Annotated in this window: 19 protein-coding genes and 1 pseudogene; 8 read left to right on the top strand and 12 right to left on the bottom strand. The window is 55.1% G+C overall.

The genetic code is table 11. The features are described 5' to 3' along the window. Positions 1-4: 4 nt before the first annotated feature. Complete coding sequence (locus N5098_RS05310) at positions 5-2,143, bottom strand: S9 family peptidase (RefSeq protein ID WP_267636683.1); 2,139 nt, start codon at positions 2,141-2,143, stop codon at positions 5-7. 137 nt (positions 2,144-2,280) lie between these two features. Between N5098_RS05310 and N5098_RS05305 the strand changes: the two genes are divergently transcribed. After that, positions 2,281-3,618 (top strand): tRNA pseudouridine(54/55) synthase Pus10, encoded by a 1,338-nt coding sequence (locus N5098_RS05305; RefSeq protein WP_267636682.1) that lies wholly within the window; start codon positions 2,281-2,283, stop codon positions 3,616-3,618. 198 nt (positions 3,619-3,816) lie between these two features. On the opposite strand, the gene arcS is transcribed toward N5098_RS05305, so the two are convergent. Next, on the bottom strand, positions 3,817-5,568 hold the full coding sequence (arcS, locus tag N5098_RS05300; RefSeq protein WP_267636681.1) for an archaeosine synthase subunit alpha: 1,752 nt from the start codon (positions 5,566-5,568) through the stop codon (positions 3,817-3,819). Between the two features lie 198 nt (positions 5,569-5,766). Continuing rightward, entirely contained in the window at positions 5,767-6,003 is a 237-nt protein-coding gene (locus N5098_RS05295; RefSeq protein WP_267636680.1) for a hypothetical protein, read from the bottom strand. A 129-nt stretch (positions 6,004-6,132) separates the two neighbouring features. Here N5098_RS05295 and N5098_RS05290 point away from each other — a divergent pair, with 129 nt between their 5' ends. Continuing rightward, a complete protein-coding gene (locus N5098_RS05290; protein WP_267636679.1) occupies positions 6,133-7,068 on the top strand; it encodes a DMT family transporter in 936 nt (311 codons plus the stop codon). A gap of 6 nt (positions 7,069-7,074) precedes the next feature. Here N5098_RS05290 and N5098_RS05285 read toward each other — a convergent pair whose 3' ends face one another. From N5098_RS05285 to N5098_RS05255, 7 genes and pseudogenes are all read right to left on the bottom strand, one after another. Next, a complete protein-coding gene (locus N5098_RS05285) occupies positions 7,075-7,854 on the bottom strand; it encodes an Nmad3 family putative nucleotide modification protein (protein ID WP_267636678.1) in 780 nt (259 codons plus the stop codon). A 26-nt stretch (positions 7,855-7,880) separates the two neighbouring features. After that, positions 7,881-9,389 carry a tRNA guanosine(15) transglycosylase TgtA gene (gene tgtA, locus N5098_RS05280; protein WP_267636677.1) on the bottom strand — a complete coding sequence of 503 codons (1,509 nt, stop codon included), beginning with the start codon at positions 9,387-9,389 and terminating at the stop codon, positions 7,881-7,883. A 140-nt stretch (positions 9,390-9,529) separates the two neighbouring features. Beyond that, positions 9,530-14,218 (bottom strand): PAS domain S-box protein, encoded by a 4,689-nt coding sequence (locus N5098_RS05275; protein WP_267636676.1) that lies wholly within the window; start codon positions 14,216-14,218, stop codon positions 9,530-9,532. Between the two features lie 286 nt (positions 14,219-14,504). After that, entirely contained in the window at positions 14,505-15,050 is a 546-nt protein-coding gene (locus N5098_RS05270) for an NUDIX hydrolase (RefSeq protein ID WP_267636675.1), read from the bottom strand. Positions 15,051-15,113: 63 nt separating this feature from the next. After that, complete coding sequence (locus N5098_RS05265) at positions 15,114-15,272, bottom strand: hypothetical protein (RefSeq protein ID WP_267636674.1); 159 nt, start codon at positions 15,270-15,272, stop codon at positions 15,114-15,116. A 92-nt stretch (positions 15,273-15,364) separates the two neighbouring features. After that, positions 15,365-16,193, bottom strand: a pseudogene (locus N5098_RS05260) (ABC transporter permease subunit). 166 nt (positions 16,194-16,359) lie between these two features. After that, complete coding sequence (locus N5098_RS05255; protein WP_267636673.1) at positions 16,360-17,064, bottom strand: DUF1028 domain-containing protein; 705 nt, start codon at positions 17,062-17,064, stop codon at positions 16,360-16,362. A 248-nt stretch (positions 17,065-17,312) separates the two neighbouring features. Between N5098_RS05255 and N5098_RS05250 the strand changes: the two genes are divergently transcribed. Continuing rightward, a complete protein-coding gene (locus tag N5098_RS05250) occupies positions 17,313-18,368 on the top strand; it encodes an ABC transporter ATP-binding protein (protein WP_267636672.1) in 1,056 nt (351 codons plus the stop codon). Further along, positions 18,365-19,177: an ABC transporter permease gene (locus tag N5098_RS05245; protein ID WP_267636670.1), complete on the top strand. Its 813-nt coding sequence runs from the start codon at positions 18,365-18,367 to the stop codon at positions 19,175-19,177. Before N5098_RS05250 ends, N5098_RS05245 begins: the two co-directional genes overlap by 4 nt. 44 nt (positions 19,178-19,221) lie before the next feature. On the opposite strand, the gene N5098_RS05240 is transcribed toward N5098_RS05245, so the two are convergent. Further along, positions 19,222-20,172, bottom strand: coding sequence for a DUF106 domain-containing protein (locus tag N5098_RS05240; protein ID WP_267636669.1), 951 nt, complete (start codon positions 20,170-20,172; stop codon positions 19,222-19,224). A 104-nt stretch (positions 20,173-20,276) separates the two neighbouring features. Beyond that, the gene (locus N5098_RS05235) at positions 20,277-20,648 is read right to left on the bottom strand and encodes a CHY zinc finger protein (protein WP_267636667.1); all 372 of its coding nucleotides are present in this window, start codon (positions 20,646-20,648) and stop codon (positions 20,277-20,279) included. A gap of 55 nt (positions 20,649-20,703) precedes the next feature. On the opposite strand from N5098_RS05235, the gene N5098_RS05230 reads away from it, so the two are divergent. From N5098_RS05230 to N5098_RS05215, 4 genes are all read left to right on the top strand, one after another. Further along, complete coding sequence (locus N5098_RS05230; RefSeq protein ID WP_267636666.1) at positions 20,704-21,345, top strand: adenylate kinase; 642 nt, start codon at positions 20,704-20,706, stop codon at positions 21,343-21,345. A gap of 72 nt (positions 21,346-21,417) precedes the next feature. Beyond that, the gene (locus tag N5098_RS05225) at positions 21,418-22,302 is read left to right on the top strand and encodes a DUF106 domain-containing protein (RefSeq protein ID WP_267636665.1); all 885 of its coding nucleotides are present in this window, start codon (positions 21,418-21,420) and stop codon (positions 22,300-22,302) included. Positions 22,303-22,362: 60 nt separating this feature from the next. Beyond that, the gene (locus N5098_RS05220; RefSeq protein WP_267636664.1) at positions 22,363-22,671 is read left to right on the top strand and encodes a hypothetical protein; all 309 of its coding nucleotides are present in this window, start codon (positions 22,363-22,365) and stop codon (positions 22,669-22,671) included. 80 nt (positions 22,672-22,751) lie between these two features. Continuing rightward, entirely contained in the window at positions 22,752-23,330 is a 579-nt protein-coding gene (locus N5098_RS05215) for a hypothetical protein (protein ID WP_267636663.1), read from the top strand. Positions 23,331-23,404 lie beyond the last annotated feature (74 nt).

The following is a 23,404-nucleotide window of genomic DNA, read 5'->3' as shown; positions in this document are numbered from 1 at the left end:
AGCGTTACTCTTCGTCGCCGACTTCGGACCCTGGGTCATGTTCTTGGAACCACTCGGTAAGGGATTCAAGCCGGTGGATGGCGCGGTCAGGCGTGCTAATGTTGTGGTGTTCGTCCTGATAGATGACCAGTTTCGCGGGAACACCTTGCTTGCGGACGCTGACATACAGTTGCTCGGCCTGTGTCGGTGGACACCGCCAGTCGTTCTCGCCGGCGTTGACCAGCAGTGGCGTCTCAATTTGGTCTACGTCCGTAATCGAAGAAATCTCCTCGAACAGTTCGGGCTCTTCCCATGGCAGCCCGAACTCCCAGTCGTGCCAGAGGTGGTTATCGTCGGTTCCAAACGTCGAGCGAAAATCATAGATGCCGTGTTCAGCCCCAGCGGCAGCGAAGCGGTCACTCCGTGTAACAACATTCGCTGTTGTGATACCCCCATAGGAGAAGCCAGTTACCAGACTTCGCTCGTCGTCGACCCAGCCACGGTCAGCAAGTTCGTCAAGCAAAGAAACGACGTCATCGGTTTCGAGGTCGCCCCGTGTACCCTTGAGTGTTTCCGCAAACTCCTGCCCATAAGAGGTTGAACCGCGGTAATTCGGGCGATAGACGACGTATCCCTTGTTCGTCCAGTACGTGAATGCGAACTGGAACGTCGGCGCGTCGTAGGCCATTGGCCCGCCGTGAATAGAGGCAATGACTGGCCGCGGTCCGTCCGTCTCGGGGTCGAAATCCGGGGGCAGGTAGGTAATCGCTTCGACTTCGATACCGTCACTGTTCTCGGTCGTCACACGACGGCAATCCGGCATCTCCAGTCCATCGAGCAGGCCGGCGTTCAGCTCTGAGAGGCACGTCAGCGAGTCAGGGTCTTCATCGTCGAGGTCAGTTGCTTCGAGCGCGAACACGTCGCTGCCTGCCTGTGGATCCGAGATGACGGTGGCGACAGTGCCACCCGCTGCATCTGAAAATCCAAGCGTCCGGTCACGTGTGAGCGCCGGAAACGTCTGGTCTGGCGTGTCTTCGGTCGCTGAGACACGAACAAAGCGTGTGTGCCCCTCATCACCGATAGATAAGAGTATCTGGTCGGCACTAAGCCATGACGGAGGCATTGCAATCGTCCGGTCAAGCGAGTCTGTCACCGAACGCAACGGTGGACTCTCAGTTCCATCAGGGTTGGCGACACACAGTTGTCCCGGCTTGTACCAGTTGTTTGGGTCTCCCGAAACGAACGCAAGTCGTTCTCCGTTGGGACTCCACTCGTACCCGTATACTTGTCGTGTCGAGTCTGTTAGCTTGCGTATATTGTTTCCATCGGGGTCAATAGTATAGAGATCAATAACCCCGGAATCGTCGGGATTCTCTGTCCGGTTACTGCCAAAGGCGATACGTCCGCTATGTCCCCATGCGGGCTGGAGACCAAACAGCGGTTCGCGAGCACCCTGACCGAATGCGTCGTCGAGGCGTTGCTTGTCTCCGGTATCAATGTCGACAACGAAAAGATAGGTAGTCACGTCATCGAGCCAGCCCTGACCGTCGGCTTTGTGCTGGAGGCGCTCAATCTCGATGGGGCCGTCATCCCGGCGTTGGTCGAGCATCTCCTGTTCATCATCAGTTGGGTCCCGTGCCGAAACGACAAGTCGCTCGCTGTTGGGGCCCCAGTCAAACTCACGGACACCCTCATCGCTGTCCGTGAGCTGGATAGCGTCACCTCCCAGTTCCATATCGAAGGCCCAGACCTGTGGCTTTGGGCCATCGTTACCGTTCTTGCCATCTGTGTCAGCAACATCATCTTCGTCACCGTCTTCCTCAGAGGTGTCGTCAGTAGCTTCACCCTCAGATTTGTCAGTATCGTCGGACTCGTCGTCATCGTCACGGCCGACAGACCGTTCGACATCGGAGTCACGGGCGGCAATAAATCCGAGATAGCGGCCGTCGGGCGACCACGTCGGCATACCAGCGTCGGAGGCGCGAGTCAGTCGGTGAGGGTCCCGAGAGCCGTCAGTAGGGACAACAAATAGCGACGTTCGACTCTGGTCTTCGTCCGGGTCGAACTCCTGTGTAACAAACGCGACGCGGTCACCGTCGGGCGAAACGGCGACCTGCTGTGGCGTCGACAGATCATAGAAATCGTCGAGTTCTAACTGTGCCATACCATGTCATTGTACATCGGTTTGATAGCCTCTTTGGTTCAGATGTTGGCCCACACTGAAAGGTGCCATTCGGTTCGACGACAGGAGATGACGGTAACTCCGAAAGGGAATTACGCGGTAAGGCCGACGCTCCGGTAATGACAGTACTGGATATCGCCCGGCGTGCACTCGCCACCGGGCCGGTGTGTAACAACTGCCTCGGTCGACTCGTGGCAGACCGGAGTTTCGGACTCGGCAATGCCGAACGTGGACGGGGCCTACGGGTCGCGCTTGCTCTTGAAGACGATGACGACTTTGACCAACAGGACGGGATGTGCTGGGTCTGTGAGGACGAGTGTGACCGGTTCGACTGGTGGGCCGAGCAAGCCGCCACTGCAGTCCGGGGCTACGAGTTCGATACCTACCAAGTTGGCACGAAAGTCCCGCCGCTACTTGAAGAGAACGACAAGCTACTTCGTGATGACTCGGGTCTTGAGCCCGATGCCGGCGAGCGCATGAAAAAAGAGTACAACCGTGAGGTTGGGAAGCGGTTTGGACAACAGACCGAGACAGAGGTTGACCTCGGGCGGCCCGATGTGCAGATTCTCTGTGACCTTGCAACCGACGAGGTAGACATTACCGTCAACTCCGCGTTCGTCTACGGGCGCTACCGAAAGCTAGAGCGGGATATCCCACAGACGAGATGGCCCTGTAACGACTGCAACGGGACCGGTCGCGTTCAAGGACAGCCCTGCGAGGGCTGTGATGGCTCGGGCTATCGGTACGACGAGAGTGTCGAACAACTTACGGCCCCTGTCGTTTGTGAAGCAATGGAAGGGGAGTCAGCAACGTTTCACGGCGCTGGCCGCGAGGATGTAGACGCCCTGATGCTCCAATCAGGTCGCCCGTTCGTCATTGAAATCGACGAGCCACGCGTTCGTGCTGTCGATGAAGAGACACTGGAAGCCGAGATGAACGAGTTTGCCGACGGAAAAGCCGAGGTCGAGGGAATACGGCTTGCAACCTACGAGATGGTCGAGCGTGTCAAGGAACTCGACGCGAGCAAAACCTACCGGATGACCGTCGAGTTCGAGGATAGCGTGGCAAAAACAGCGTTACAGGACGCACTCGACGCGCTTGATGGCGCAACGATTTACCAGGACACCCCACAGCGGGTGGCCCACCGCCGGGCTGCGAAGACGCGTACCCGAGAGGTGTATGGGATATCCGGCCACCTCGGCAAACCAGACCAGAGCCCGGAGATGAGAAGCGAAGAGAGTGAAATCGAAGGCACGCCACAGGCTGACGACCATGCAACAATCGAGGTCCACGGCGAAGGTGGACTGTACGTCAAAGAACTCGTGAGCAGTGACGAAGGCCGAACTGAACCGAGTCTTGCGGGTGAACTCAGCGTGAAAGCGACGGTGACAGCACTTGACGTGCTTGACGTTACTGGGACCGAAGAATCCTTCGAGGACCCCGAGTACTTCCGCTAGAAGGGACCAGGACCGTTACCGAAGCTATCCTCGCGGGACTGACACTCGCCGTTTGTGTCAATGACTACTCGCCCAGTATAACCACACTGTCCGTTGTTGTTGTACTTGCACCGCGTGCAGCGACACTCGAGTTGTTTGCCGGAGCCACCTGCTGACATAGTTGGGTTTCATGCTCCATGCTCTTGTATCTGTATCCGGTTACTGCTCTTCGACGTGACGAACGGAGCTTGCGATACCCCGACTGCTCTCAACCATTGCCGACCCAGACATCGCCGCTCGGCCCACGCCAAAGGCCTTGGGACCCTCAATAACAACCTCGTCGCCGGGGCGGATTTCCGGGGATGCATCGACAACACCGGGTGCAAGGACAGACCCATGCGGGACGAACGCGTCTATCTCGATGCGCTTCGTTGGTACGTTACTGTCGACCCACCGACGCGCGCCGGCGGGTGTCAGCGAGAGGACGCCGTAGCCCGCGACGAGCATTGCCAGTTGTTCGCCATCTGAGGAGTTAACACGGAGTTTGGGATACCGTGCGCCGGTCTGAAACTCACCGAACAGTTCGTCTCCCGCTCCGTCGCCAAACTGGTAGTCCGCGACGGCTCGGATTGTGTTATGTTCACGCTCGCGTTTCGAGTACTTCAATTCGTCAGCGAGTGTTGAGGCGAGATTGGCAAGTGATTCAGTCGCAGTCGGATGGTCAACTGCAGTGTACTCAAAGTCGAGACCGAGTGTGTCCTCAACGCGTTCACAGATGTCGCGATACCCCTCACAAGAGACGTGTGCGATAATGCGGGGGTACTCGTTGCGCTTGAGATAGGCTTCGAGTACGTTTGCGACGAAATCACGCTCGGTTGGTGACCACTCGCCAGTGACGACGGTATCGTAGTGCTGTGCTGGGTAAGTGAGTTCGAGTTCCTGCGGAACGACACCGATTGGAGAGGTCATCGAGACGGTGTGGGCGCGGAACTGCACAGCGTCATGGAACTGGCTGTGGCTCTGTGACTCGCTGTAGGGCTTTCGCGCCGAACACGGGACCAGTACCAGCGGGTTGTCGAACCGGTTGTGATAGCGCGTGGTCACCCGCTTGGCAAACCGCTGAATCTCGACGCGTGAAAGCGTGTCGTCGGTTGCCGCGGTCAGGTCAGCCTGTCGAACTACAGGTGTTCGCTCTTCGAGGTAGCCGTATTGCTGGTCAAGACGGCGGAACACCGCGGTGTGCCACTGCTCGTGACGAGACTGTCCTTCAATGTAGTCACGAAGCCGCCCTTCTCGGATTCGTTGGCGGATGCGACGCAGTTCCGCCCGAAGCACGTTCTTGTTGTGTTCTGTACAGGCCTCGCGGTCGAACGAATCGCGGGGCACCTGACAGGCGGGACAGGAACACGGAAGCTCATCGAGCGCAGACAGGAAGCGCTCACCGTCCGTGGTGAGGTATTTCCCCTGTGTTCCTTTCACGACAGCGCGGTCGGCATCAACGAGGTCAACCCCAGCGTACGCAAGAATCGCGGCGTTTGCAGGTGTTGCTACGCCAGCAAGATAGAGAGCAGTATCAGCGGGAATGGCGTCTCGTGTCTCAATGATGGTGTCGACAAACGCGTTGGCATGTCCCGAAATCTCTTGTGCATTCGAGAGAACATAGGCATCTGCCCCGTAGTCGCCCGCTGTCTCCGGTGAGACGGCTGCTGCGCTTGGATATTCTACGTCGGGATACTCAACAGCGAAGGTGTCCTGAACCTCATCAGGTGTCCCACCCGGGAGCGAACGATGGGGGAGCACAGTTAGAGACGACTCATCGCTTTCAGGCACGTCACGGTCGCTTGCCCAGAGACTACCAGCGTCTTCGAGTACGTCGTCAACGAGTGCAGGTGTCTGCCGTGACTGGTTTAGACGTAACTCGCCGAGGCGGGCAGCAGAATCTCGCTCGTGTACCTCAAAGTACTCCGTCATCGGTGCCCCTCCAGCCGATAGGAGTGTCTCTCAGCTCGTGAACCGAAGATGCTCATGCACAGTTATCCGTTTGCGTCCGATAACAGTTCGTCGGTTCCGATTTCGTTAGACCCAACCCCAGATTACGCCGCCAGCTGACGATTAATGTCGCCACCGAAAGCCCTGAGAAGTGGATTGACCGCCGTGTAAACTATCGCCTCAAACAGTAGTGCGCCAGTAAGCGGGGCTCTTGGCTCTGTCTGCCCAGTATCGTACAGCCCAGAGACAGAGACAACCAGCACAGATAAGAAAAGCAGTGATAGTTGTGGCCTCTGTCTCTATGAGTTCCATCGCTCCAACTGTCATTACAGTCTCTTCGTCGATAGCCTCGGCGAGTCCCTCCCAGACAAGAGCTACCCCAATCGTGGTACCGGCTTCGTCAGGTCTCTCAAACACAGAGTGAGACAGTATCAGAGAGACACGAGCAGGGACAGAATCTAACTACAAGGTAGGTATTTTCCGGGACAGACCAGACCGAACAGCCCATTCCGAAACGCATAGTATACCCGAAGTCAAATGGGTTCTGTGCTCACGGGGACATCACGGAACGCGCTGTTGTTTGTGTTGCTATCTGCCATCTGGGGCTCGGCATTCATGGCAATCAATCTTGGGCTGGACTTTTTTCCGGCAGTAACGTTCGCGGCACTTCGCTACGATGTAGCCGGCGTCATCATGCTTGGCTATGCCGCCTGGGTAGCCGACAACCCAGTCCCGACGACACGCAGCGAGTGGGGGCAAGTCACAATCGGTGCAGTGTTCCTCATCGCGGTTTATCACGCTTTCCTATTTATCGGCCAGACTGACGCCGAAGTGACAAGCGCGGTTGCTGCTGTTCTCGTCAGTCTCAGTCCGGTTCTGACGACCGGATTCGCTCGCGTTCTCCTCCCTGCCGAACGGCTCACTGTCGTTGGCGTTCTGGGTCTCTTGCTTGGCTTAGTTGGCGTTGTTGTTCTCGCTAACCCCGACCCATCGAACCTAGCCGGACAGGGAACCGTCTCGAAACTACTCGTCTTCATCGCGGCCGGGTCGTTTGCATTTGGGAGCGTCCTCATTCGCCGTTCCAACGCGAGCCTCGAAATCGAGACGCTGGAAGGGTGGGCGATGTTACTGGGTGGTCTGTTGATGCATGTCCTTGCGCTTGGACTCGGCGAGTCCCCCGCCGCCATCGAATGGACAACAGAGGCACTGGTCGCACTGATGTATCTCTCCGTTGTCGCTAGCGCGCTTGGCTTTCTCATCTATTTCGACTTGCTGGAGCGGCTCGGACCAATCGAAATTAACCTTGTCTCCTACGTCGCGCCAGTCTTTGCGGCAATTTCAGGCTGGATTTTTCTCTCGGAAGGCGTGTCGCTGGCGACAGTTGCTGGGTTTGTTTTCATCTTTACCGGCTTTCTCCTCATCAAGCGTCGCGCCATCCAAGATGAGATTCGCCGCCAACGCGGTATTCCAGCCGCAGACTGAGTGTCGTTACTGCTGGCTCTCGACAAATTCGACGAAGTCGGCAGCCGAGATATCACACCGGATTGGTGGTTTGAACCCGCCGAGATATGCTGTATTAGGGTTGAGTGTCTCCTCAATGCTGTCTTTCATATAGTAATTCCCTGTGTCTGCGGGGCCACTAAGCCGGACTGCACGGTCGAGTAACCTCCCCGGTTTCCGGCCATCGACGATTGCGACACGACTGGCTCCTTGTGACATCTCCGGGTCGAGTGCGTACAACTCGCCGTTGTCTTTGAACCGTTTGGTATGTCCGTTTTCGGGGTGGTTTTCGAGGATTGTCTCTTTTTTTTCCTCATCAGTATCCGGGTTGATGATGATCGGGTCCTCAGCAAGTGTGAAATAGCCAAAGACGTACCGATGCATCCGTCCTGCCGTCTCTAGCCCGGTGTAAAATGCGAGGATATCACCCTCTCCGAGATGCTCCTCGATGGCGTTGACGTTCTGGTCTTTTCCTCCTTCCCCGTAGGTCAACGCCTCGAGGTTTGGGTCGTAGTGAACCGGATGCGTGCGTACTCTTTTTTCGTCACGAATCCAATCCTCGTCGCTATTTGGCCTGATACCGTCGACCAGCTCCGCCAAAGGGCCGTCCCCGTATCGCTGGGACATCGAGCCCAGCGTCCGGGTTTCGGTTGTCGCTGGTGCCTTTTCGGGTATCGGGAGAAACTCGAACCGGCCGTTTTCTCCGAGTTTTGGAACGGGTGTAATGTTACCGCTATCAGCACCGACGCCGACCAGAACAACTGCCATACCTGCGCCCTTGTCGTGAAGCGGTATTAACTGTTACAGTCCCTGTCGGAGGCATCGTCGGTTTGCTCTTCAAGCTTGTAGTCGTGAATTTCGACGGTATCCGAAATCGTAGTGAACACGCCATCAGGCCAGCCGTCATGGACGACAGTCACCGTCGTTTCTGGGTTACTCTCGACAAGTCGGGCAACACCCTCGGCCGCCGCCTCGTAGGCCGCGTTATCGAGGCGCTCGGGCCGGGTAGCAGTGAGTGGGTACACATCCGAGAGACTTCGCGGGACTGGACCAAAAGGCGGGACGAGTCGCCAACTTTCGTCGTACCGGTCACTGTGCTGACCGGTCGTGATGAGGAGGTGCTCTGGAACATCGAGGCGCTCAAGCCGGTCGTGGTAGCGATTGACCTCAGGGCGGCGCGCGCTGTCGGCCGAGAGATAGAAAAAGGAGTCTTTCGTGATTGGGTCCGTCGTTCCAAGCTGCTCTGCGTAATCGAGCAGAGTACGATACCCATCAACAAGTGTTGGGTGACCACGAACACGGGTTTCGACGAGCTCAAACAGCGTCCCGGCTTGGATGGCCTGCTTGACACGCCGAATTTCTCCGAATGAGACAGCAAGATTGTGTTCGGCGAGCAGACGATGTCGGTCGTCTTCGTCCATCTGCTCGACCTCTGTGGGAGTGTGTGCCGAGCAGACGGCACACTCACACGGGAAGTATTCGAGGTCTTCGAGGTGTCGCGTCCCTCGGACCGTGAGATAGCGGTCGTCTCGGGCGTACAACGCGTAAGCCGCAGAGTCAAACAGGTCACAGCCAAGCGCAGCAGCCAGTGCGAACATCATGGGATGGCCAGCTCCGAACAGATGGACTGGCGTACTCTCGGGGAGACCGCGTTTCGAGGCTGCAACCACCTCGACGAGGTCGTCGTACCGATACTCGTTCATCAACGGGACAACCGCACCGAGCGGGAACAAATCGAGGCTCGTCTCGGCTGCTTCCCGGGCAGCACGCTCACGCAACTCGGGGTAGGTCGACCCCTGAACCGGCGCAGTGACCAGCATCTCGTCGGTATCGACGGACTCTGCAGTACTGAGACGGTCTCGGGTTGTCTCCCACTCGCTTTTGGCCTGCTCACGAGGAACATCGGGTGGTGTCGGGATGTCAACCGGTGTTCCAATATCCGAGCCAATGGTGTGTTGGAACTGAAGAATCTCCTCAGTAGTCACGTCGATATCGCCGTACTCCGCGAGCTGGAACGACCCCGAGTCAGTCATGATTGCGCCAGAGAAATCGAGCATCTCGTGGAGCCCCTCTTCGACTGCGGGCTCACGTAACTGGTCGCTCCCGTAGATGATGTAGCTGTTCGTGATGAGAATCTCAGCGCCGAACTCTGACTCAAGCTGTGCGGGCGAGATTGTCTGAACGTGGGGATTGACAACTGGTAGCAGGGCTGGTGTTTCGACGGTCACGCCCGACCGTGGGACCGTAAGCTTGCCGAGTCGCCCCGCACCGTCGTACTTCCGGACTTCAAAGTTGTCCCGCATTACCACCGGCTCCGGTTGCACGGGCGGTAAGGATTGTGTTCTTGGCCGGCAGACACAGCGACAGGCATTCCTATCACTTTCCGACTAGACGTTTCTCTGAGTGAAAGTTATCGACTATCAGCCGACACGCAAATCCAGTATCAAAGCGATTGTAGTTCCCCTTGTTTTGCAGTCGAGAGTTCCAGCACGAACACTGCGCCCTCGGGTTCATTATCAGCGACCTCAATCTTGCCGTCGTAGCGGTCAACGAGTGTGTCGACAAGATACAGTCCTAGTCCCGTCCCGTCACTGTCGATACCCATCTCACCCTGCTGGAAAATATCGTCTTTCTGCTCGTCGGGTATACCAGGCCCGTTATCTGCGATTCGCACCACAACTGTCTCTTCTTTCTGACTCGCCGAGACCGTTATTTCAGGGACCTCCTTGTCGTTGTGCTGGATTGCGTTGCTCAACAAGTTCCGGAACACCGACTCAAGCATATCATCGGCAAGCACCTTGACACTGGGAATAGCTCCCTTGATCTTGATTAGTGCATGTTGGTTGTTGGAGCGAACGGCGTCGATTTCGTTTTCGAGCGTGAAACGCAGTGGCACCGATTGCTGCTCTATATCTGGCTGAAGCATCACCTCAGTAACGTCTCGTGCCGTTCTCGTGATATTTATCGCATCGCGCGCCGCTTCAAGCACCTGAGTAATGTACTCGTCAGTCCCATCTCCGAGCTCTGTCTGCAAAACCTCAGTATACGTTAACACAAGCTGGAGTTGGTTGCGAATGTCGTGTCGGACAACCTGGTTGAGGATGCCAAGGTTATCACGCTGAGTTTCGAGTCGACGTTCGTACTCTTTGATTTCGGTCACGTCACGGGCGTATCCGAGAGCTGCTACCTCTTTGACTTCGGGGACTTTGTACGGAATCTTGGTTGTCTGATAGATACGCGTCTCACCGTTGGCAGTTATCACGTCCTGTTCGGGAATCCGAATCGGCTCTCCAGTCTCGATGACCTCACGGTCCTGTTGTCGGTACGTCGCAATCTTCTCTTCATCCTGAACGACAGCAGACTCTTTTTTTTCTTCGAGTGTCTCTGGGGCCTGTCCATAGACCTCCGCAGTTGCCTCGTTCGCCAGAAGGAACGTACCATCCCTGTCTTTCACAAAGATTGGATCCGGCACCAAGTCGATTATTTCTCTGAGCGTCTCCTGTGCCTGTTCGAGTGTCTTTTCGTACTCCTTGCGGTCGGTGACATCTTGGGCGACAGCCACAAACTTCGTTGGCTTTTCTTCGTCACCCGTGATTGGTGAGATAGTCAGATAGAGAATTATCTCTTCGCCGTCGGCCCGCTCGTAGAGAATTTCATCCTCCCAGCGGTCCCCGGCCGTTATCGTTTCCCAGAGAGACGCAGACGGTTCATCGGTATCAGAACCGGTTTCGAGGAACTGGGCAGTCTGTCCACGTTTCTCGTCTTCAGTGTAGCCGGTAATGACCGCAACAGCTGGGTTGACGTATTCAATTACTCCCGCAGAGTCGAGGATATAAACTGCCTGTGCAGTCTGTTCGACGGCTGCTTGGAACTGTGTTAACTGCTGTTCGCGCTGTTTGGGTCCGTTGATATCGATATGAATCCCAACAGCACGAACTGGATTTTCATTGTCGTCCCGTTTAAACACTCTTCCGAGCGTGCGTATCCACTTCCACTCGCCGTCGGCCGTCCGCATCCGGTGCTCGGCGTCATAGTAGTCAACCTCGCCGGCAAAGTGGGCATCTAGCTCCGCTTGGGCTGAGTCGAGATCGTCTGGATGGACACGCCTTTCCCAGGCTTCGATGCTCTGGTCTATTTCGTCTAGTGAGTATCCGAGCATCGCTGCCCACTGCTCGTTGTAAGTCACGTCATCTGTGCGTAAGTTCCAATCCCAGACTCCGATTTCGGCACCTTCGACCGCAAGTTCAAGTCGCTCTTTGAGCTTCTGAATCTGCTGTTCGCGTTCTTTACGGTCCGTGATATCTTGGAAGGTTCCTCTTGCGCCGACGATTACATCGTCATCATATTGAGGTGTCCCGCGTGCACGCACCCATCGAACCTCGCCATCATCTCTGACAATACGCAACTCGCGGTCATAGCTCTCACCTTCGGTCGTCAGCCGGTCAAACAGCTTCTTGATTGTCTCGCGGTCTTCCGGGTGATACAGCTCGATAGCGTCATCTATCTCCGGTTTGAAATCCCGTGTCTTTCCGTGAATTGTGTACACCTCATCGGTCCAGCGCAAAGTTTCACTCTCGAGGTCTGCCTCCCAGCCACCGACCTCAGAAACTTCTTGTGTCCGTTGTAGAAACTCGCGCTTTCGTTCTAGCTCTCGCTCGCGTTCTTTGCGCTCAGTAATATCTCGGCTGAGTGCGATGAAGCGTTGTTTCCCTCCGGTCTGGACTTTCGACAGCCAGACCTCGACGGGGTATGTCGACCCATCTTTTCGCCTGTGGGTGATCTCTGTCTTGTGCGTCTCGCCAATATCTAGACCACGCCAGATTTCCTGTGTATCTTCGGTATTGGCCGTGGCCACAAAATCGCGCACATTCATCGAGGTGAGTTCGTCACGGGTGTACCCGAGCTTCTCTGTAAGTTGCTCGTTGGTGTCGACAATGTCGCCGTCTGTGTTGTGGACCGTTATCGAGTCCGGTGCTTCGTCGAACAGGGCCCGCATCCGTTCTTGGGCACGGTCAAGTTCTTTCTCGCGCTCACATCGGTCCATCCCGGCCGTAAGTACCTGTGAGAGAACTTCAGCAAAATTTCGCTCGGTCCGGTCAAACCCATGTGTCTCGGTCCGCGAGATAATCAAGATACCGTGGTCGCCCAGCGGCTGCAAAACAGCCGACCGCGCCGGCGTCTGTTCCGCGAGATTCTGGTATGTTCGCGTATCGTCGATATACTGTGGCCCGTCCTGCTCAAATGCGTTCCAGACGACTTCGCTGACGATGTTATCAGCAGCGCGCTCGTACGTTGGTGGCTCCGAGAACTCTCCGCGGATTTGATCAATTAAAGCAATTGATTCAAGTCGCTGTTGGTCAGGCGATAACAGATGGACGCCGGTTAGCGGTGAACCAAGCGCATCTTCGGCAATGTTGATTGCGATTTCGCCCATCTGTTCTTTTGACCGGGCGTCGATGATTTTATCAATCTGGCTGATGATTTTCTCAAGCGTTTGTTCGCGCTCTTTTTGTTCGGTGATGTCACGCACGACAGCGACAAAGCTGTTATCGTCGAGTTTTGTCAACGAGAGTTCCTGTGGAAATGTGGACCCGTCGGCTCGTAGCCCGGTTATTTCACCCCGCCACTCTCCAGTCTCATCGACTACAGGTATGATGTCGTCTTCGAATCGCTGAATTGTATCGTCGTCATAGAGCTGTTGCCACGTACTGTGAAGTAGCCTGTCCGTTTTATCGTAGCCATGAATTTCCGCGTAGGCCTGATTCAGATACACGAACTCACCACTACCGTCGAGGATACCCATCCCGTCCATCGATGTCTCCATCGCTTCAGCCTGTTCGAGGACGGACTGCGCTCGTTTGCGGTCGGTGATGTCTACGAACATTGCATACGTTCCAACAACGGTCCCCGATTTGTCACGACGCGGTGAGGCTTGGAGTAATGTGACCAGCCGCTCGCCGTCGGCCGTAATGAGTTCACGTTCGCTTGGTGTGAATTCGCCGTCGATGGCTCGCTGATGACCTCCTTCATCGAGCAGTTTCGTTGTCGACTCATCGGAGTATATGTTAGCGAGTGGGACCCCAGAGAGGTTTACTGTGGGGTACCCCAACTTGGCAGCAAACTGTGGGTTGCAGTCCTCGATGACTGGCTCACCCTCCTCGGCGCGTATCAGCGCAATCATCACTGGTGCATCCTCGTACAGCGACTGATAGCGAGATTCGTACCGGTTTTGTATACGTATCTGATGCATCGCGTGTGCAACAGCCTCAGCAATTTCCTCGAGCAGCGCCAGTTCGGCCGTATCGAATGCCCCTTGATGGGCTGCATACACGTTCAACACACCGTATAGATCTCTCTCGTACTCGATGGGAACCGAGGCACTCGACCGGTAGCCACAGTCGAGTGCTTCCTTACGCCACGGTTCGGACACCGGGTCGTTCGAAATATCCTGTACAATTTGAGATGAGCGCGTTCGTATTGCTTCACCTGTCGGTCCCTGCCCGATTGTACTGTCCCCAATAGCGGTCTCGATTGCATCGAGATAGCCATCTTTATCGCCTGCTGAGGCACGTGCTTCGACTTTGTTGTGTGCAACGTCGACAGAGCCAATCCAGGAAAAAGCGTACGGGTTGGCGTCAGTGAGCAGTGTACAGACTTTGTCCTCGATCTCTTCGCGGGTTTGTGCCTGAACGAGAGTTGACTGAATCTCTCTGACAAGATCTGCTGTTCGCTTGTTTTTGTTCGCCCGGTATTGTTCAGTCGCAGTAACGATTCGCTGTGCAAGCAGTTCGTAGTTCTCGCCCAGATTGGATTTTTTGATGTAGTCTGTGGCCCCTTCACTCAGTGCTTCAGACGCGACTGCTTCGGAATCGTGTGCCGTATACATAATAAACGGCAGTTCTGGCCAGCGCTCACGGACCCACGAGAGGAATTCGAGTCCATCAGACTCTGGCAGTTGGTACTCCGAAAGTACACAGTCGACCGGTATGTCGGACAAACGTTCAGTCGCTTCGTCTACTGTTGGGACAGATGTGACCTCGATTCGGTCGTTTCCCCCTTCAAGTTGTTCGGCTGTTAGCGTTCTGGCTTCGGATTCATTTTCGAGATGGACTACCTGAATCCGATGAGTCATTACGGAATACTCAGGCAAGGAGTCAGATGAATCTATGGGTATATGTCAGTCAAACCGCGATACTGTGCGTAGTTTCGCTCATCGGGGTCATACATGGGCAGTTTCAACACAGAATACGACACCGGCAAACAACGCTTCAGTGAGACACCAACAGGCCAGAGGTTTGACACCAGACGCTTGACCGTCTCGTTTGAAAGGTTGTGACTACCCAACGTCTCGGAGAAGAAAGAAGTGAACACAGTGTTACCCGTGGGATAGAGTGACTGCCAGAGCGCGAACGGCCCCACTACAGGTCACGCTCAAACAGTGCGTAATAGAGGAGGGCGTGTGCTGAGCGACCGTCCCGTATCTCACCGGTCCGGACTGATTCCAGTACCGCCGAAAACGGCGCTTTTCTCACCTCGATAGATTCGTCCGTATCGAGATGTTGACTCCCGGTTGGCTTGCAATCGTTTGCAACATAGTAGTGAAAGACAGCATCCGAGAAGCCGTTAGCCGGTTCAACCGTCGTTAGATGTGCGATAGCGTCAGTTTCGTATCCTGTCTCCTCACGGAGTTCTCGGTGGACTGCCTCCTCGGGTGACTCCTCGCCTTCGAGACCGCCGGCTGGGAGACCCCTGTTGTGTCGCTTGACTGCCTGTCGCCACTCTTCGATGAGGACCACATCGCCGTCGGAGGTAAACGGTAATACCACCACACTTGGATTCTCAGAAAGATAGTCAAACTCGGCTGCCGTTCCGTCGGGTAGCTGAACCTGTTCGTTGATGACATCAAATCCGCCACAGGTGTACGAGATGTCCGAGTCGAGTGTCTCCCACGAAAGGTCTGTCATACGCGTACTCGGGAGTGACGGGCGTAAAGTGCTGCGGTCGTCGCAATGCAAGCCAGTCGGTAGCTATTCGATTCCGTGGATGTTTGTCGAGCCACACTCCGGACACTGTGTAATGTCTCCAAGCGAGGGATGTGTCGTTGTTACCCACTCCCCGGCGTCGGCAGCCGCCTCAAACCGGCACTTGAAACACTGTTTCTGTTTGACACCGGCTTCTGATACCATATCTGAATTTACGTTCGCATGATATAAAATAGTTACCGCCACAGAGAACGACCCGACGCTCGGCTTATAACGCAGCAACTCATCTCGGCTGTCTACCCAAGATCAACCCGATTGAATCGCAGATACCCGACGACAATCGGAACAACGAGCCACAGCGTAAGGACAACGAATCCAACCCAGTCCTGAAGAAACACTGTATCCGATTCCGGCAGTCGTGTCAGGTCGGAGAATTCTGGGATAAATGCCCGTGTAGCGACCGGAAACGCTGCAGTTGGATTCAATAATCCAACAAATCGAATCCACTCTGGGAGACCACTCTCCGGAAGCTCTGAGCCGACTGTCACAAACTGCAAGAGTACAAGAAATGCGTCCCAAACTAGCAAAAACAGTGCATACAATCCAGTTACCGCTACAAGTGCCTTGCCTCTAGACTGCATAAATGCCGACAACCCGATTCCGATACGCCCCGTAGAGTAGCGTAAACAGCGTGTACAAGAGAAATATACGGAGAGAAAACGAACTGTACGTGAGCACAGCGATAATCGCGGCAGTAGCGTAGCTCACCGAGATGGCAGTCCAGAGAACAACGGTCCGGCCCAAGAACTTCCCGAAAACGAACTCACTGCGAGTATGTGGGAGGCTGAGCAGGAGTTTGTAACTTCCATTCGTCCGTTCATAAACGATTGCTGCGTACCCAAGCATCAGCCCGATAAACGGGACAAAAACCACCGCAGACTGTTGCATGCTATTCATCATCGCCAGCGTGGCTGTCGACAGCTCACTATCCCGATAGATAGTTGGAACCCACTGGATTATAGCAAGAAAGCTGGCCCAAATAGTGAAAAGTACTGTTGTTCCAATCAACGTATATGAGCGGTGTGTATCCGCAATCTCTTTGTGTGCGATGACTGTCAGGCTCATATGCTTCTGTACTAATTGATATAGTCAAAATAAATAAATATCGGAATCACTCTGAGTGAAAAAGTGGACAACGACTATTGCACTCTTCGGGAAGTCCACGAGCAGCAATCTGTGTGTAGACCGTTACACTCCATATAGAAAGGGCAACAATGTAGACAAATAGTCGTTAGTCCGTCATTTCGTCTTCTTCATATTCTTCCTCGTATCGTTCCATCGCCATCTCGTGGCCCTCTTGGGCCAGTGCAAGTGTCTCTTGGAGGTCCACAACTGGCGTCTCTGTGGCGTCGACTCGAATGTCATTATACGAGGGGTCGAGCGGATACTCCTGTGTATCCCGCACAAGGAGTGCGGCGCTTTGAACGTGTAACTCCTCTCGTTTGTCACCGCCCTCAGCGTGCCCTGTGGCAAGTGCATCTGCGAGACGAAACGCAAGCGGGCGGTCCTCGTCTTTACTTTCCTCGTACGCCTCCGCAGTGGCATCGATAACCGATTCGCCGGTAAGCAGGTTTCCTGCAACAGTGTAGTTTTCGCCGACGGTGTGGCCAAACCAGCCTTTGCATTCTTCCCCCGAGAAGGCAAACTCACCGTTTTTGTCGACACCATGGAGTTGGCGTTGTGATTCCCCATCGTCGGCCTGCAGCAGTGCCTCTAGGGCATCGCCGACAGCTAGCCCGTCTTCGAGGTACTCGATTCCCGTTCGACCGAGATTGACGTTGACGAGACTCTGTGTCGCAACAGCACCATATTCGTTGGCGAACGGACAAAGCGTCCCGACACCGGCCAGTCGTGTCGTTACGGCGACACCGAACCGGTACTGTTCAGTTCCTTCGTCGTCTTCATACTGCTCGCGAACACAGATACTGAACGTCATACGCTGTTTGTTGGCCGATGCGGTTATAATGTCCCCGGAAACTGTCACTCCAAAATAACATTTATCAGTAGGCAGCCACTGACTACCCTGCTTGGTGAGAGGACCACCCAGTTGTGGTATGGTTCCATACAACGAGAACCGGATATATTATAATCGAGGAAAGTATCGGTTATGTAGAAACATACGCGTGACAAATCACAAATAAGGCCAAGTACTGACGAAAAAACGACAACGAAAACACATCAGCAATGAACGGAAACTTAGGCAACTTGGACCACAAGACTGTCGATGAGAGTTCTCACAAGAGAGGTCACAATCAGTCGAACGACGCCGAAGAGGCTGCACTGGAGGTCGACAATCTCTCCAAACGGTTCGGTGACGGAGCAGAAACCGTCACGGCAGTCGATAGCGTCTCGTTCGAAATTCAGTCCGGCTCGATTGTTGGGCTTCTTGGGCCAAATGGCGCGGGAAAAACGACCCTTATCAAGTCGATTCTGGGGATGGTGCTGCCCGACGACGGGACTGTTCGGCTTGACGGGGTCGATATCCGCGACCAACCTCGGACAGCATACGCACAGGTCGACGCGATGCTCGAAGGTGCACGCAACGACTATTGGCGGCTGACTGTTCGAGAGAACCTTCGGTATTTTTCGACAGTCGCTGGGGTTCATCCGGACGCTGTTGCTGACGAGCACCAGCGCCTGCTTGAGCAACTCGACCTCGAAGAGAAAGCCGACGTTGCTGTTCGGGACCTCTCACGGGGGATGAAACAGAAAGTCTCACTGGCGAGCGTGCTAGCTGGCGGTGCAAAACTTGTCTTTCTTGACGAGCCAACGCTCGGACTCGATGTTGAGAGTTCCCGAACGCTGCAGACCGAACTCCGGCGGCTTGCCACCGAGCAGGACATCACCGTTGTCCTGTCCAGTCACAATATGGATGTTATCGAGACAGTCTGTGACCGGGTGCTTATCATGTCCGACGGCGAGTTTGTCGCAGACGATAGCGTCGAGGAGCTACTTCGCAGTACTGACGTCTACGGTGTCCGTATCGTGAGTGGAGACTTCGACGAAAAGATTCTCAGCAGGCTTCGCGAGATGTTCGAAGTGACAACCGTCGAAGCGCTCTCACCGGGTGCACGTGTCGAGGTTGAAACAGAAGGAGACGGTATCTATGAGTTGATGGACTGGCTTCGCGCACGCGATGTGACGCCTGAACGGGTTATGACTGTCGAGCCTGGGCTTGAGGACCTTTTCCTTGACCTGACCGACCAAGATACACGCACTGTGGGCGGTGAATTAGAATGAGTTCCCACCAGAACGCTGTGGGGGAAAGACAACAGACCGCTGGCTACCTCCAACTCATCAAAGCGGTGCTTTACCGAGAGTTTCTTCTTTTCGTCCGATATCCGGCCAACGCAGTCGGCGGTGTCTTCATCTCGCTGTTTTTCTTTGGCGTGCTTTTCTTTGGTGGACAAGTACTTAGCGGTCAGGCGCTCAACGACTCACTGGAAGGAATCATCGTCGGTTATTTTCTGTGGACGCTCTCGATTGGGTCCTACCAGTCACTCGCCAACGACATCGGGAGCGAGGTGCAGTGGGGGACTCTCGAACGCCACATCATGACGCCGTTTGGGTTTGCTCCTGTCGCCCTGTTGAAAGGCGCTGCTAAAGTTGTTCGGACATTCATCACGTCCGCTGTTGTGCTCGTTGTGATGCTCGTTCTCACTGGAACGACGCTTGCGTTGAATATTGTCACGACGGTTACTATCGCGACGCTTAGTGTTTTGTCCGTACTTGGACTTGGCTTTGCTGCGGGCGGCATTACAGTGCTGTACAAGCGTGTCGGGAACTGGCTAAACCTCCTCCAGTTTTTGTTCATTCCGCTCATCTCTGCGCCAATAGTCGAACAGCCGTTGTTGCGCATTCTTCCACTTGCCCATGGGAGCGGACTCCTCCAGCGTGCGATGGTCGATGGGACACGCCTCTGGGAGTTCTCGGCGGTCGAGTTGGGAACACTCGTCGCGGTTGCGTTTGGTTACCTGATCGGGGGCTATCTTGTCTTCCAATATGCAACCAAACGTGCCCGCCGACTCGGCGTACTCGGTGACTACTGACCAGATGGCCGTTCCGCGGGTCGACCACGAGACAGGAGGTGTTTCTACCCGGAACGCTCGAACCAGAACTCACTAAGTTTTTGGATAATCTGTCTGGACGCCATAGAACAGACGAAATACCAGACAATCCACGTCGCCATTGGTCCGGCAAGCGACTGTGTCCAAGTCACATCACCAGCCAGAGGAAGTATTAACTCACCCTTGTCAGCCCCGAGATGGCCGCCCCGGACCTTCCACCGAAGCCAGAGGAAAATCGGTATCGTCAGAAGCATAATCCAGACTGTCGAGCGAAACTGCAGTTTCATCATGCCGATTTGACTCCCGGCAGCCTCTCGCTGTTTTTCCTGGAGTTGTTTTATCGCTTCTTCGTCATCACTCTCTTTTGCCATCTGACGGTACTCACTTAATTTCTCCATGCGGTCGCGGTACTGCTGGAGTTTGTCTTGGTCGACGAGTCGTCGCTGCAGCCACGTCGAATAAAAGCCGGTTACGGTAGCCAACAGCAAGACGACAAGGTAGAAAGGGACTGCTCCGAGTGCCGAGTCGACGACGACGTTCTCAACAGAAGCGATGGCGTCACGGATACTAGTACTCCAGTATCCAGTAAAGAGGAGCAACGCGAAGCCACCAGCGGCCTTATCCCATGTTGACCACTCGACGGGTTCGACCTCGGGCAACTCGAAATCATCAAGCAAGTCAGACTCATCGGACGGTCCCGGTGCGGGCTCGAAGGCTGACAGGTCACGGTCGTCAATTTCATCGGCGTCAGTCAGCTGCTCGTAAACCCGTTCGGGTTCCGCGAGGGCAAATCCTGTTCCCGCGCCAACGAGTACTTCCTTTTCGAGGAGTTTACCCCACTGTGAGTCGGTTAACTCATCGCTGACATCGCTCCAGTTGACTTCCTTGGACCCGCCTTCGGACCGCTCAAAGACGACGGCAACAGCCTCCTGTGTTGCAGGGTCAGAAAGTAGGATTTCGAGTTGTTCGACAGACATTCACTGTAGAAAATCCACTGTTCGGGATTATCAACCCTTTGTTTGAGACAGCAGACATCGAATGGGGTTACAACAGTGAGGCAGACAGTTTTGCGTTCTGACGTTCACAACTCGAAATACAGATTCCGGTGCTCCCGACAGCCCGGATTGAACGAGACGCCACAGTCAGGACAGGTATCATCACAGTCAAGATACGCCTCAGCAGTTATTTCGGTCTGACAGACTCCACAGAGGACCGCCGCCTCGTCAAACCGGTTTCGGGGCCACTGTTTGGGGTCGTGGTCGGCTGTTTCGGCGTGACACTCAAAACAGGGGTAGTACGTCTCACAGCAGGCAAAGCGTAGTGCCACCACGTCGACCTCGTTGTGCCAGTGGTCACAGCGTGTCTCTGTGTCGACACCAACGCCACGAAGCGACACGTCGAACCGCTCATCGGTCGCAGGCGCGTTCGTCGTCTGGACATGGTGACGGGTCACTATCTGGCACGTCGATTTGGACAATGATTTAACTACCGGATAGCAACGGCAACGTATGACAGCGCCGAAGATTCTCATCATGGGACCGCCGGGCGCAGGAAAAGGGACACAATGCAGCAACATCGTCGATGCCTACGATGTTGAGCATATCACCACCGGCGATGCCCTCCGGTCGAACAAACAGATGGATATCAGCGACATGGATACCGAGTACGACACGCCAGCCGAGTATATGGATGCAGGCGACCTCGTCCCAGACCAGGTCGTCAATGCCATCGTCGAGAAAGCACTCAACGATGCCGATGGGTTCGTTCTCGACGGCTACCCTCGTAATCCTGAACAGAACGAAGAGCTCGACAGCATGACCGACCTCGATGTAGTGCTGTCGGTCTCAGTCGGAAACGAGGAGTTGCTCGACCGACTAACCGGCCGCCGTGTCGACCCCGAGACAGGCGACAACTACCACGTCAAATACGACATGCCCGACGACGAAGAGGTACGTGAACGCCTTATCCAGCGCGAGGACGATACACAGGAAGCAGCCGAGAACCGACTCGATGTTTTCGATGAGAACACCAAGCCCGTTATCGAGAGCTACCACGACCAAAGCGAATTCGTCGAAATCGACGGCGAGCAGTCACCGGACGATGTCTGGACAGATATTAAGCAGGCCATCGACGAGCAGACCGACGCGTAGCGACGGCCAATCAGGCGCGGCAGAGACCGGGAAATACAAACCGGATGACCACCGAATAACTAACAACAGACGATGCCACGAACAGAACAGAAGGTAGATGAACTCGCCGAGGAGGGCGAGCATATGACAGATGCCCTCGCGACGGTCCTCGAAACAGCCGAGGAACAGGGGGCTGTCACGTGGGCCAATGTAAGCGATGACATCACCTCCGGTGAATGGGGGCGACTCATCGAAAAAGGGTTGCTCGTCGACGCAGGTGGTGATGGATTCGTCGTTGATGACCCCGACGGTGCCCGGGATGCACTTGAGGACAGTGACCCGACGGCGATGATGGATAGCGTCGAGTTCTCGTTTACGACCTACGACAAGATGGCTGTCGCGACAGTGTTCGTGATGATGATTGGATACGCCTACACTCCTGTCCGAACACTTGTCGGCGAGACACTCAACATCGCTCTTGGGCCACTCGAAGAGACATTACCGTTTTATCTCGTTGTTCTTGTACTCGCCATTCTGACGGGCCTGTTTTCGGCGCTCGTTCAGGATAACCTGATGAACGCAGAAATCATGGAAGGGTACAAAGAACAGACACAGGACCTCAAAGAGCGCCGCAAGCGGGCAAAGGAGCGCGGCGATGACGAGGAACTCCAGAAAATTCAAGAAGAGCAGATGGCGATGATGAGCGAGAACCTCGATATGTTCAAAGCTCAGTTCCGGCCGATGATCTGGATTATGTCCTTTACAATCCCGATGTTCCTCTGGATGTATTGGATTGTTCGGGACATCGGCATCACCGTTGCATCGCCGGTGATTGTTCTGCCACTGGCTGGTGAAATCGAGACTTGGACAACTGGCATCATCGGGCCAATGCAAGTCTGGATTATCTGGTACGCCTTCGTCTCAATTAGCTTTGGTCAGATTATGCGCAAGGCACTGAACGTCCAGACCGGGACGTAACACGCGCTGAATTTTCTTTGCAGGCCGGTACTGCTGTGCTCGGAGCTGTTGAAACAGGGAATGACAGTATTGTTATACCCGACAGAAGTTACGTCGATGTCATCTTCGATTGCCCTCTTTCGACTGAATATATGCCCAAAAGTGCTGTCCTGTCTCGCAATCAGTGGTGTCGGCCTGTCCGTCGTCGGTGGTCCGAGCGCGTTCGTCGGCGTCTTGGGCATTGCCGTGCTCGTTGTTTCCGTGGCACTGCATCGGCACTCGGAGCAATTACGCTCGGCCCAAAGGCAGTCCGAAGAAACAAGCGACACCGAAAAGAAAGCGATGGCCGAGGCCAGTGGCGTAGGTGACAGCGGTACCGGTGGCCTGTGACAACTCTGGAAGACGCCAGACGAACTGTGCCAACAATAATGAAACACAAAGTATTTTCAACATCCACAGTATCGTCAGGTATGCGACAAACGGTCTCCTTCGTCGCCCTCCTCGTCCTCGTTGTGGCTGCCGGCTGTCTCGGACTGGGAGCCGACTCGTCTGCAGAATCGCCATCCGAAAACATCTCCGCCGAGTACACAATCGAATCCGGTGGCGTTCCCGAGGAAATCGAATCCGCCACCGCCACGATGCAGGTTACCTTTGTCGAGAGCAACGAAGACTTCAGCCGGAACTCGTGCTGGCAGGAAACCTACCTCGGGCCATACAAGCCAACACCGACGCCGATTTCGGAACCAAGCGGCGACTGCCACGACTCACAGCAGGTCAGTATCGATCTCACAGAACTCAACGGGACGCAGACGCTTGCGGATGCAGCCCCGGAGCGGTTCGACGCTGGGCACGGTCTCATCGTCACAAATCTGACTGCGACGTACCGGAACGGCACGTCAGTAGACGCAATCAAAGGCGTCGGGAGCCACCGCGCCAATATCGTCCAAGGACACTCTAATTCACAGTATAGCGTCGAAATCGCTATCGAGGGTGCTGAGGCAAGCGGATACGACTACGTTCTCGTCTCAGAGACGGATGTGTCGGGATGAATCGAGCTAGTTAAACGAACGGTATTTTATCACCTCACCTGATGCAATCAGGTAAGGCCGTCCTTGTTATCAAC

The organism is Halovenus rubra, from assembly GCF_026586665.1.
Classification (GTDB): Archaea; Halobacteriota; Halobacteria; order Halobacteriales; family Haloarculaceae; genus Halovenus; species Halovenus rubra.
The sequence above is the reverse complement of the archived record's forward strand: the minus strand, read 5'-3'. Positions and strand labels throughout refer to the sequence as shown.